The sequence below is a fragment of the Providencia sp. PROV208 genome, assembly GCF_028479465.1.
In the GTDB taxonomy this organism is placed as follows: domain Bacteria; phylum Pseudomonadota; class Gammaproteobacteria; order Enterobacterales; family Enterobacteriaceae; genus Providencia; species Providencia alcalifaciens.
This window is the reverse complement of the sequence record NZ_JAMPNS010000003.1, coordinates 121,422-134,171: the sequence shown is the minus strand read 5'-3', so window position 1 is coordinate 134,171 and position 12,750 is coordinate 121,422. Positions and strand designations below refer to the sequence as shown.

Below are 12,750 nucleotides of genomic sequence, written 5' to 3'. Positions count from 1 at the left end.
AGTTTTTTGAAATAAAGTGTTGATATTTTAATAAAGTAAAATATTTAATTCTAATATTAATGTTTTTAACGTTGCTTTTAATGTTTTAATTTCAATATCGTATGGCGATGAATGTTTAATGACTTTTGCTTTAAGGTAAATTAACAAATAAATTTTAAGTTATAAAAAAACAGAGCATCGAATGTCATAATCCGATGCTCTGTTTTTGTAGTTATTGCAATGTTATTGGGAAATTACTGAGATAGGTCAAATAGTACAAATAAAAAGAGGGGAGAAATTTTCTTCAAAAATATAATTTTTATCACTTAAACGTTTTATTTTTACAAAATAAATTTGGTCTTGCTGTGGAATTCCACGTATTTTGATTTTATCTTGGGCCTGGTCACTGGGATCAATGAAAATATTTTCAACGCGTGAAAAAAATGCCCTCCTTGAAAGACATATTTCATATAAAACTTACGAGAGATTGCATAATTTTTTCCATTACTACTAATTGTTCCATTCATTATAAAAGTATGGTGATCAGGATCATGCTCATTTGGGATAATACTTAATAGGTAGTAACCTTTTAAATCTGAACGGTCGTCTGATATGTTAATTTTCAAAGTTGCTCGGCAACTTGGTACGATGGGAGTATGATTTTTATAATAAAAATAACCGCTCATGATGACTAATATAGTTGAAACAATCAGTAACCAAACGGTTCTGACCGATTTCTTATTTGACATAGAAATTCTCACAACTCACAGTTGCACTGTCTTTTGGGGTGGTAGGACAATAAGATAAAAATAAAAAGTTATCATAGAGATTTTTATCGTTAGTGACGATACCCACGTTGTAATAAAACAAGGTCGCTGGTTTTTTACAATCAATATTTAATCGAGTTAGCTGATTTTGTAAGTCAGTAAAATTGATCGTGGTCATATCGGGTTTATGATAGCTATTTATATAGCGTATGCTGCATTGGTCAATACGCCCAACTTCAGGGTATTCAGTGCGCGTAGCAAAAAAATAGCTTTTAAAAAGATACAACAAGCAAAAAATAATAATGACAACTAAGGTAAGCTCAATATAGCGATTATTGAGAATGTAACTCTTTTCCTTTACCGATAGTGATTGTTCCTTTGGGCTGTTTTCTATAATTGAAGGCTGTTCAGATTCCTTAAGTAATATATTGGGTTGCTCTTCTTGGTGGGTTTTTTGATTTAATTTAGTCGAGAGAGACTGTAATTTTGCATCGAACTTTATACCCACTTTGGGAATAGTTGTAATAATTTCCTCCTCAAAAAAGGAGGAAAGGTGGCGGCGTAAAACAGAAATGCTGCTATTAAGGTTATTATCAGATGCAACTTGGTTATGTTCATCCCATACTCGGCTTAATAATGTTTCCCTATCTAAAACTTCACCATTATTTTGCACTAATACCAATAATAAACGGTTTAATGTGGTGGTAAGTTTAATTGCATCGTCGATATTATCGCGATATAACAACCCCTGATGGCTGTCATAAATAATATTATTTATAAGATATTTCATATTTTGATTATTTTTATTTATTTAGGTGTTATATAAGTATTAATCCAGTTTATACCTCTAATTTGGTCGGTGTCAATTAGACAGAAATAGCCTAATTATTTATTTCATTTAAGATCATTAAGTTAGATTAAGGTAATAAAAAAGCCCCTTAATAGGGGCTTGTTCTACATAATGAAGGTCAATTAGGCCGTAGGTTCTAAGATTTTGTGCATAACGGGATGAAACTTACGTTTAAAGTACACTAAACCATGTCCGTCATCACTGACGACGATCTTTTTCATCTCAACCATATACACAGAGTGAGTGCCAATATCTTGGACTTGGGTAATTTCACCCTCAAGATTGGCAAGCGCATTTCTTAACAGTGGTTGTTCTAAAATGCCTTTATCCCACACATCCCAGCCGAAACGCTCATCCATGGTTGAACCTTTCATGCCGGCGAAATGACAAGCTAATTCTTCTTGATCATGGTTGAGAACGTTAACGCACAGGCGGCCATTCTTTTGAAAAACCGCGTTCATTGCACTGTTGCGGTTAACGCATACCATCAAAGTGGGTGGCGTATCAGTCACAGAACACACCGCAGTGGCAGTAATACCACAACGACCTTCTGGACCATCCGTGGTGACGATGTTAACAGCGGCACCGAGACTTGCCATCGCATCTCTGAAACGTAAGCGATGTTCATTTTCTAAAGACATTTTGACCTCCTGCTACCGATTACTTCAGCAGCGAATCTAACAGATTAATATCATTGTTGTTGTGCAGGTGAGGGCGCTTCCAGCCGTGCTGATCATAGTCTGACAGGCAGCGATCAACCATATCTGTCATGGCTTTCATATTGCCAGAACCGTATGCATGACGCAGACATTGCAGACGAATTTCGTCTTGGCTTCCTGCGTAGTTAATTTCATACAGCTCGTGACGACCGCCAAATTCACTACCGATAGCATCCCACATTAATTTTAAAATTTTAATACGTTCAACGTGATCCATCCCATTTGAACCGCGAACATATTTCGCCAGATATTTGTCAATCTCTGGATTATTCATATCACGAACGCTTGATGGCAGGTAGATCAAACCACTCGTTACGTTACTTTCGATGATATTTTTGATTTTGGTGTAGGCCATTGGTGCCATAACACGATAAGTCTGAATGGCTTGGGTATCAGGTAGGTATGCTCCACCTTCCCACGCTTTCGCTTCTGAACACATGGCATCAGTCAGTGACCAGAATAAGTTACGCCAAGCAACGACTTCACCGAGATCGGCTTGAACACCACGGAAGTCAATGACCCCAGTACACTCAAGGCTCTTTTGCAGAAGACCTGTAATGAAATCCAGTTTTACCGCTAAGCGAACACAAGCTTGTAATGGGAACAGGCGAGCGAAACCACCTTGTACCGCCCAGTTACGAGCACGGTCGAAATCGCGATAAATCAGTACGTTTTCCCATGGAATTAACACATGGTCCATGACTAGAATAGCGTCATTTTCATCAAAACGGCTGGATAACGGATAGTCAAATGGTGCACCTGTTGCGCCAGCAACTAACTCATAAGATGCACGGGAAATTAATTTCACGCCGTCAGCATCCATTGGTGCAACGAACATCAGAGCAAAATCAGGGTTATCACCCATGACCTGTGCAGAACCAAAACCGATAAAGTTGTAGTGTGTTAACGCGGAGTTGGTTGCAACAACTTTTGCACCGCTGACGATAATACCTGCATCAGTTTCTTTTTCTAGCTTTATATAAACATCTTTAACTTCATCAGCAGGCTTATGGCGATCGATTGGTGGGTTAACAATCGCGTGGTTGAAGTACAAACCACTCTCTTGAATACGTTTGTACCAGTTACGTGCGTTATCAGCAAATTGACCATAATATTCAGGGTTAGCACCTAAACAGCTGGCGAATGCCGCCTTATAGTCTGGAGTGCGTCCCATCCATCCGTAGCTTTGACGTGACCAATCTGCGATGGCGTCGCGTTGTTGGCGTAAGTCATCTGCACTTTTGGCAAAACGGAAGAATTTATGTGTGTAACCGCCGTTGCCTGTATCTGTGCCCCAGCAAAGTTGGTCATGAGTCGATTTATCATGAAGCGCATCATATAACTGTCCTATTGAAGCTGCAGAGTTACGAAAAGCAGGGTGCGTGGTCACATCTTTAACACGCTCACCATAGATATAAATCTCGCGACCATCTTGTAAACTTTTTAGATATTCTTGGCTATTAAATGGGCGCTTAGCATCGGAACGAAAATCTTCTGGTTTCATGTCTACCTCGTTATAGAACAAAGAGGGCTTGCGGGTTATCGGCATACAAAGATTGCAAGCTTGAATAATGTTAATTTTATGTTTGTTTTGTGTGTACTAATTGAATCGTTTTCTGTGGGGTTTTAAAAGAGACTTTCCAAAGGATTGCTGGTACTTTTCGTTGGTAATGTGGTTTTATAAAAGAAATGTGATCTTATCGATATTTTAATATTAATGCTTTTTTATATTTTGATAAAAAGTTATTAATTATCATATTACTATGATTCATTTAAAAATTAATAATTTTTATTTTTTAATTTTAATTTGAGTGTTTTTTGAGCCGATCATTCACTTTTTGTTAGGCGCTAATAGTACAAGTTGCAACTTTAAAAATAAAAATGCAAGACATCAAAAATGTTTGAATTATGTAAAATAGTTTAAGGGGAATGCTAAAATTTTAGTATGAGTGACTCAGTGGATGTTTTGCTCACGCCATTGACTGGGAGAGGTACCCTCAGAGCGATTGAAAAAGCGGGCAAAATAGGCAGGATCTTTGAATCCAAGTTGGTAGGCAATTTCAGATACGGGGCTATCACAAAATAGCAGCATACGTTTCGCTTCCCGTAAAATTCGGTCGAAAATAAGTTTCTTTGGCGGGCGGTTAGCAAACCGGCGGCACATGTCTTTGAGTCGTGATTCAGTGACACCAAGCTTATTAGCATATTCGGGAACAGAGAGGTGTTCACGATAGTGCATGTCTATTAACTGGTTGAAACGTTGGAATAATCGATGTTCACCACGCACGCCGCTAACATGGTGCTCGTCAAGAGGGACAGAGCGCAGTAAAAAGGTGAATAGGGCTTGGGCAAGTGAAGATAACACTTGGTCTCGACCAATATAGTTATTGGTCGATTCCCTTGCCATTAAATCCCAGTAATGATTGAAGGTTTCAATATCTTGCGGCTTATCTGCAACAGATAAGCAAATAGCAGGAATGTCCAATCGATCTAAATTAGCAGAATACAGAGACTCTAATAGGGGCGAAATCAAATCCTGTCGTACGGTTAATACATGGCCATCAGTATCTTCTTGGGTAAAAAACGCGTGAGCGACAGAAGGTGGGGTCAATATAAATAGCGGTGCTTGCACAGAATAACGTGACTCATCCAGCTGCAATGTAATGTGCCCAGTGACCAAATAGTGTAATTGGAAATAGCCATCGTGACGATGAGCGGGCATGTCGCGACCGAAGAAGGCGGCAAGCTTGCCAAAGGTTTGGTAGTGGACGTCGTCGTTGCCCTGGACGTCATCATAATCCTTCCCAATATCTATATTTGTAATGCCCGTCATATTTCGACCCGTAGCGTTGTTGGCTTCACTCCGTTACTCGGGTCACATACGTATGTATGCTCCCCAAGATATCGTCGTTTGCCGCCTAGCTACAAGCCGAACTATTTTGGGCATTCCCACGTTTTCGGTCTGTAGCGTTGTTGGCTACACAAGCTAATCCTAGTCACATACTTGTGTATGCTCCTAGGAATTAGCTTGCTTGCCGGCTAGCTGCAACTCGAATTATTTTGAACAATATTTAAGGGGGAATTAAAAAATCTAAATATTTTCAATTTGTTGCAGCACTCATTTCTTTAATTCGACTGTTTTACAGTTTTGCCGTTTACGGTGTGGCTCTTGGTCTTGAGTTTTTCATTGGGATAGCGATGACCAGAAGGGCACCGACGACCAGCAAACCCGCCACAAAATAAAGACCTGAATTAAAGCTACCCGTTTGATCTTTCAGCCAACCGATTAAGAGTGGGCTGACCGCGGAACCTATATTACCTGTTGCGTTGATCACTGCAATACCAATGGCACGAGCGCGTAAACTGATCGACTGATCTGGTGTTGTCCAGAAAACCGCCATGGCTGTAAATGAACCGGTAGACGCCATAATGATCCCCAATAATTGGATCATCGGTTGATGGGTCATCGCTGCGATGACCCAACCTGCCGCTGCAAACAAATACGGTAACGCGGTGTGCATCTTACGCTCTTGCAAGCGATCCGAACGGCGACTCCAATAAATCATCCCCAAAATCGTACAGAACTGAGGGATCGCAGTTAATAGTCCGATCATGGCATTACTGCTGCCTTGGTTAAAGCTCTGCATAATTTGCGGCGTCCAGATATTAATGGCGCTCAGCGTGTTAGTTAGGCAGAAATACGCCACGGTATACATCAAAATCACAGGGGTGAAAATTTCTTTCCACAGGCTGCTATTTTGCAGCGCAGTCTGACTTTTTGATCCGTGTGGCTGCACTAATTCTAACTGGTCTTTATCCATCATCTCTTGCAGCGTGTCTTTATCTTCCTGAGTCAGCCACTTCGCTTTCTTCGGAGAATCATCCAGATAGAACCACACTAAAATACCCAGCAGTACGGATGGGAAACCTTCCAGTAAGAACAACCACTGCCAGCCTTTTAGATTTAACACACCATCTAGCCCTAAAATATAACCAGAAGCGAGTGAACCAAATGCCATAGTAACAGGCATGGCAATCATAAATAGCGCATTAGCACGCGCGCGGAAATAAGCGGGGAACCAGTAAGTTAAGTAAACTAACATTCCCGGTAAGAAGCCTGCTTCAGCAATACCTACCAGCATTCGTAAAATATATAAGCTGGTTGGTCCAGTCGCGAACATAGTGGCGGTGGAGGCAATACCCCATAGCACCATGATAGTGGCAATCCAGCGACGTGCACCGACAATACCAAGCATGATGTTACTTGGAATACCGAAAATAATGTAGGTGGCGTAAAACAAGGTGGCTGCTAGACCAAACATGGTGGAAGTTAGACCGATGTCTTTCCCCATTGTCAGTCCTGCAAAGCCGATATTAATACGGTCTAAAAACGAGAAAACAAACAGCACGAACAGGAATACGATCAGCCGTTTAAATAGCTTATTGATGACCCGCTGTTGCGGCTCTGTGAGGTTTTTATGTTGCTCCGCAGGATTGTTACTAGCAACATTTTGTGAATGGCTCATTATAATGCCCTCTATTACAATTTATTATAGGTACAAGGGTCTACTAGGCAGTTATTAAGGCTGCCTTGGTTGTGGTTGTGATTTCTTGCTTACTGTCTAGGTAGCTCGTGAGCGTAGGGTAAAATAGAGCGACCTAGAGAAGTTCAGATTGCTTAGTACACACTCGAGCCGCTGTTATCCATATCGGAAATGGTTTTACCAAATTTTGCGGCAAGTGCTTCGGCGGTACGCGCTAATAATGTGGTGTCCACACCGACGGCAACAAATAGCGCCCCGAGCTTAATATAGTGTTCAGCAATATCCGGTGCTGCCATTAAGATCCCCGGCGCTAAGCCAGCAGCGCGAATTTGTTTAATGGCGTCTTCGATAACGGCTTTAACTTCAGGGTGGTTTGGATTACCAGAAAAGCCCATATCTGCGCTTAAATCGGCCGGACCAATAAATACCCCATCAACCCCTTCAACTTTGAGGATCTCAGGCAGGTTTTTGATAGCTTCGCGGGTTTCTACTTGGACAATCACACACATTTCATTGTTAGCGCGTTTTAAATAATCTGGAATACGGTTCCAGCGAGAGGCGCGTGCTAATGCGCTACCTACGCCGCGAATTCCGGCAGGTGGATAGCGTGTTGAGCGAACGGCTTGCTCAGCTTGTTCGGCATTTTGTACCATTGGCAGCAACAGTGTTTGCGCACCAATATCCAGCAACTGTTTGACGATCACCGGATCATTCCACGGCGGTCGAACGACGGGTTGTGAGGGATATGGCGCGATAGCTTGTAATTGCGCTAAGGTGGTTTGCACGTTATTTGGTGCGTGTTCGCCATCAATAAGCAGCCAGTCAAATCCAGCACCGGCAACAAGTTCAGCGCTGTATGGGCTGCACAATCCTAGCCATAAGCCAATTTGTGGTTTGCCTGTTTTCAGGGCTTTTTTAAATTTATTTTCTAACAGATCCACGGTGAACTCCTTAAACAAAGCGGCAGCTAATTGAGCCCATCACGCCGTAGTCAACGTGGAAAACATCCCCTTTACGTGCAGGAACTGGGCGAGTAAATGAACCACCAAGGATAATTTGTCCTGGCTGTAACTCCACATTGTGTGGCGCTAATTTATTGGCTAACCATGCCACGCCATTGGCTGGGTGGTTTAGAACTGCTGCTGCAACGCCAGATTCTTCGATCACGCCATTACGATAAAGCAGGGCGCTGATCCAACGCATGTCTAAATCACGAGGTTTAATCGGACGTCCACCTAAGATCACTGCACCGTTTGCCGCGTTATCTGAAATGGTGTCGAACACTTTACGTGGACGGTTAGTGTCAGGATCGATATTGTGGCAACGCGCGTCGATCAGCTCTAAAGCGGGGATCACATAGTCCGTGGCATTATACACATCAAATAAGGTGCAGTTAGGACCGCGCAGCGGTTTTGCCAATACGAAAGCCAGCTCAACTTCGATGCGCGGGACGATAAAGCGATCCGTTGGAATATCACAACCATCATCAAAGAACATGTCATCAAGCAGTGCGCCATAATCAGGCTCATCAATCTGGGAGCTGGCTTGCATCGCTTTGGATGTCAGACCAATTTTATGCCCTTTTAATACGCGCCCTTCCGCCAGTTTTAAGCCAACCCACTCTTTTTGAATGGCATAGGCATCTTCAATGGTCATTTCAGGATGATCCAGTGAGATTTGACGGATTTGTTGGCGGCTTTTTTCCGCTTGGTTTAGGCGTTGAGCGATTGTTGAAATAATATCTTGTTGCAACATGCTTAAAATGCTCCTGATAACTCTTTGCCCTTCGCATCACTGCGTTATTGCATTAATGCGAAGGGGGAGAGTATGACTAAATCGGCTATAGTTAGTGGGATAACCCACCAAAACAGAGATATTTCACTTCCAGATAATCTTCGATTCCGTAACGTGAGCCTTCACGACCAAGTCCTGACTGCTTAATACCACCAAACGGAGCCACTTCATTTGAAATCAAACCTTCGTTAATACCGACCATGCCGCTTTCTAAGGCTTCAGCGACCCGGTAGATACGCCCGATATCCCGTGAATAGAAATAGGATGCCAGACCAAATTCAGTGTCATTCGCAAGGTCGATAGCCTCTTGCTCATCACGGAATTTAAATAGTGGTGCTAATGGACCAAATGTCTCTTCTTTTGCCACTTTCATGGATTCAGTCACATTGACTAAGACTGTGGGTTCGAAGAACAGACCACCAAGACTTGCTGATTTACCACCTGTCGCGATGCTGGCACCTTTGGCAACGGCATCTGCGATGTGTTCAGACACTTTATCGACTGCAGCTTGGTTGATGAGTGGACCTTGTTCTGAATCTGCTTGCGTTGCTGGGCCAATTTTTAACGCGCTAACGGCTTTCGCAAGGCGAGAGGCAAACTCATCGTAAACGCCTTCTTGCACTAAAATACGGTTTGCACACACGCAGGTTTGTCCGCTATTACGGAATTTAGCGGCTAAAGCCCCTTGAACAGCAGCGTCTAAATCCGCATCGTCAAATACGATAAATGGTGCGTTACCGCCTAATTCCAGTGACATTTTTTTCACGGTATCGGCACACTGTTCCATCAGCAATTTACCGACACGAGTCGACCCAGTGAACGTCAGCTTGCGAACGATTGGACTCGAGGTCATGATGCCGCCAATGGCTTTCGCATCAGTACCCGTGACGATATTGAATACCCCAGCAGGAATACCAGCTTCTTCACCTAACGCGGCTAACGCTAGTGCGGATAATGGTGTTTCAGCTGCGGGTTTTAATACCATGGTACAACCCGCCGCGAGGGCAGGACCGACTTTGCGGGTGATCATGGCATTTGGGAAGTTCCATGGGGTAATGGCGGCAACCACACCAACAGGTTGCTTAATGGTGACTAAGCGACGACCTGGTAGGGGGGATGGAATAGTTTCACCATAAGTACGTTTACCTTCTTCGGCAAACCACTCAATGAAGCTAGCACCATAGGCAATTTCACCCATCGATTCATTGATGGATTTACCTTGCTCAGTGCTGAGAATTTGCGCCAACTCTTTTTGGTTTTCCATCATTAAACGGAACCACTTGTTGAGGATTTGGCTACGCTCTTTGGCACTTTTTGCCCGCCATGCTGGTAAGGCTTGTTCTGCGGCTTCAATAGCCTGTTGAGTTTCAGTTGCACCCACATTGCTGACGCGAGCAATCACTTCTCCATTTGCAGGGTTAGTCACATCAAATAGGCTATTGTCTTTGGCGTTAACCCATTGACCATTAATGTAAGCCTGTTGGCGGAATAATGTAGAATTGGTGTTTAAGCTCATTTTTCGTTGTTCTCCGAAGACACTGAATGAACGTGTGCATGGACATTTCTAGCGGACAAGCGTTGGCTTGAGAAACTCAGTCCGGCACAAATCGCCATTACGAGTGCCATAGCAAATGGGGATTCATCTTGTAGTATGGACACTGCAACACTGGCAAAGGCTGCCAAGGCGAACTGAATTGAGATGGCGAGCGCACTGGCGCTGCCGGCGATTTTTCCGCGGTGTTGCAGTAACAGTGACAAACTGTTGGTGCCGATAGCATTCACCATCGATAGGAACAGGACCACTAGGATAACAATAATTGGTAGGCTTTGTTGATAGAAAATTAACAACAGCACACCAAAAATCAATTGGATACCACTTTGCATGCCCAAAATTCGTGGCAGACTATACACCTTGAGCAACCGGACGTTCAGCAGCAACATGGCAATCATGCCTAAAATATTGCAGCCAAACAGCAGCCCATAATACTGTTCAGAAACACCAAAATAATTGATATACACAAACGGTGAACCACTGATAAAGGCGAACATACCGGCAAAAGAGAATGCCATGGTGCCAATGATACTCAGTGCTTCTCGGTCTGTGAGCACCAACCGATAATTATGAAAGGCGACACCCACTAAATTGCGGGACTCACGCTGATGAGGCAAGGTTTCAGGCAGCAGTAAGAAAATAGCTAAAACGGAACACAATCCGACAGTCGCTAATACATAGAATATGACTTGCCATTCAAAATGAATTAATAAAAACCCGCCCACCAATGGTGCTAATAATGGGGCTATCATGGTGACCAGCGTCATCAGTGACAGCATTTTAGGAAGTTCATTTGAGGGATAAACATCACGGGCAATCGCCCGCGCCATCACGATTGCCGCACCGCTACCAAATGCTTGTAATGCGCGAAATGAAATTAATGCCTCAGCGCTGGTGGCTTGAGCGCATAACAGGCTGGCGAGGGTAAAAATCACCAGCCCACTTAATAGCATTTTACGACGCCCCAACAGGTCACTTAAGGGACCATAAAACAACATTCCAACACAAAATCCACCAAAGAATGCACCAAGGGTGTACTGCATTTGCCCTTGGGTTGCATTCAATGCTTGCGCCATTTGCGGTAGAGCAGGTAAATACATATCGATCGATAGGGGACCAAACGCCACCAGTGAGCCCAATAATGGGATTAACCAGCGCGGTATGGATCTATTGGTAAATGAAATTGGCATATTACCCCCTCTCGTGATTCATCAATGAATACGTATTAACTGGTGCGCATCAATTATGATTTGAACAGCGCGTGCACGTTGTTCTGTTTGTAGTTCAGAACAGGATCGAGCTCTTCCATGGTGAAAGAGAGCGCCAAGTAACGCTTTGCCATTAAATCGGCAAAATGTACTTTGATCAGATCAAACAGCATTTCCCCGGTTTTTTGGCGATCTTCAAGGGAGCGACCCGCACCAATTTTTAAGGTCATATGCACAAACGCGTAATCGTGTTTACCATCTGCCATTTGCCACGTATCTAACCAAATAGCGCGGCTACGAATACCGCCCAGTGGGAAAATACCTGTGCCTGCCAGTGCGCTATTCACTTTAGCAAACAGCTCTGGGAGAGCCGCTTCTTCACGAATGTTGTCAGTACATTCAGCATAAAAATGAGGCATATTCGCTCCTTACGCGTTAGCAGCTTGTTTGTCAGTAATAAACTTTGGCAGTGGGAAAATCGCGTTGATTTGTCCAGTTCCGGAGCTGGCGAACAGGTCGGTTAACACTTCCACTTTCTCATCATATTTATCCCAGCCTAGCAGACCCAGTAACATCACGGTGTCATGCATGTGACCTTCGCCGTAACAGTAATCGGCATATTCAGGCAGCATTTTGCAGAATTCAGCGAAACGTCCTTCTCGCCACAGTTTTACAACGCGTTTGTCCATTTGCTCATCGAATTCGCGGGTATAGCTGTTCATGCCGTCTTCCGCTCGATGGTCATCAATAAAGCGGTGAGATAGGGAGCCGCTCGCTAATACCGCCACGGTACCGTCATATTTTTCAATCGCAGTCAGTACGGCTTCGCCTAATTTGCGGCTAGTTTCAAAGCTGTGTGAGGTACAAAATGCGGAGATGGAGATCACTTTAAAGTGGCGATCGCTGTTCATATAACGCATTGGAACCAGCGTTGCGTACTCTAGAGTTAAGCTTGGAATTTCATGAGCTTGAGCACGAACGCCTAGCTTGCGAGCTTCTTCGCCGATCATCTGACCCAATACAGAGTTGCCGTCATACTCATATTCCATATCGCGAATAAAGTGAGGCAATTCATTACTGGTATAGATGCCTTTGAAGTGATCGGCACAGTTAATGTGATAAGCACTATTGACCAACCAGTGCGTGTCAAAAACGATAATGGTATCAACACCCAGTTCACGGCAGCGACGGCTGATTTCTTTGTGGCCATCGATGGCCGCTTGGCGACAACCGTGGTTTTTGCCCGGTAGTTCAGATAGGTACATTGATGGGACGTGTGTGATCTTTGCTGTTAATGCCAACTTACCCATTTCCTTCCCCCTCCGCTTATCCGTCAT

Annotated in this window: 11 protein-coding genes; all 11 read right to left on the bottom strand. The window is 43.5% G+C overall.

Annotation, left to right across the window (positions count from 1 at the left end; genetic code table 11):
* Positions 1-717 precede the first annotated feature (717 nt).
* Positions 718-1,536 (bottom strand): winged helix-turn-helix domain-containing protein, encoded by an 819-nt coding sequence (locus PR766_RS02445; RefSeq protein ID WP_154636341.1) that lies wholly within the window; start codon positions 1,534-1,536, stop codon positions 718-720.
* Between the two features lie 182 nt (positions 1,537-1,718).
* Complete coding sequence (gene hpaC, locus PR766_RS02440) at positions 1,719-2,237, bottom strand: 4-hydroxyphenylacetate 3-monooxygenase, reductase component (RefSeq protein WP_006657309.1); 519 nt, start codon at positions 2,235-2,237, stop codon at positions 1,719-1,721.
* A gap of 19 nt (positions 2,238-2,256) precedes the next feature.
* A complete protein-coding gene (gene hpaB / locus PR766_RS02435) occupies positions 2,257-3,819 on the bottom strand; it encodes a 4-hydroxyphenylacetate 3-monooxygenase, oxygenase component (RefSeq protein WP_006662722.1) in 1,563 nt (520 codons plus the stop codon).
* A gap of 450 nt (positions 3,820-4,269) precedes the next feature.
* Complete coding sequence (gene hpaA, locus PR766_RS02430; protein ID WP_006657311.1) at positions 4,270-5,148, bottom strand: 4-hydroxyphenylacetate catabolism regulatory protein HpaA; 879 nt, start codon at positions 5,146-5,148, stop codon at positions 4,270-4,272.
* Positions 5,149-5,470: 322 nt separating this feature from the next.
* Complete coding sequence (gene hpaX / locus PR766_RS02425) at positions 5,471-6,841, bottom strand: 4-hydroxyphenylacetate permease (protein WP_006657312.1); 1,371 nt, start codon at positions 6,839-6,841, stop codon at positions 5,471-5,473.
* A gap of 152 nt (positions 6,842-6,993) precedes the next feature.
* Positions 6,994-7,800 carry a 4-hydroxy-2-oxoheptanedioate aldolase gene (gene hpaI, locus PR766_RS02420; RefSeq protein ID WP_230086828.1) on the bottom strand — a complete coding sequence of 269 codons (807 nt, stop codon included), beginning with the start codon at positions 7,798-7,800 and terminating at the stop codon, positions 6,994-6,996.
* Between the two features lie 10 nt (positions 7,801-7,810).
* A complete protein-coding gene (gene hpaH, locus PR766_RS02415; RefSeq protein ID WP_036974875.1) occupies positions 7,811-8,614 on the bottom strand; it encodes a 2-oxo-hept-4-ene-1,7-dioate hydratase in 804 nt (267 codons plus the stop codon).
* 91 nt (positions 8,615-8,705) lie between these two features.
* Positions 8,706-10,169, bottom strand: coding sequence for an NAD-dependent succinate-semialdehyde dehydrogenase (locus PR766_RS02410; RefSeq protein WP_006657315.1), 1,464 nt, complete (start codon positions 10,167-10,169; stop codon positions 8,706-8,708).
* The gene (locus PR766_RS02405) at positions 10,166-11,395 is read right to left on the bottom strand and encodes a Bcr/CflA family multidrug efflux MFS transporter (protein ID WP_154636343.1); all 1,230 of its coding nucleotides are present in this window, start codon (positions 11,393-11,395) and stop codon (positions 10,166-10,168) included. Before PR766_RS02405 ends, PR766_RS02410 begins: the two co-directional genes overlap by 4 nt.
* Positions 11,396-11,448: 53 nt before the next feature.
* On the bottom strand, positions 11,449-11,832 hold the full coding sequence (locus PR766_RS02400; protein ID WP_006657317.1) for a 5-carboxymethyl-2-hydroxymuconate Delta-isomerase: 384 nt from the start codon (positions 11,830-11,832) through the stop codon (positions 11,449-11,451).
* Positions 11,833-11,841: 9 nt separating this feature from the next.
* A complete protein-coding gene (hpaD, locus tag PR766_RS02395) occupies positions 11,842-12,723 on the bottom strand; it encodes a 3,4-dihydroxyphenylacetate 2,3-dioxygenase (RefSeq protein WP_036962703.1) in 882 nt (293 codons plus the stop codon).
* Positions 12,724-12,750: the final 27 nt, after the last annotated feature.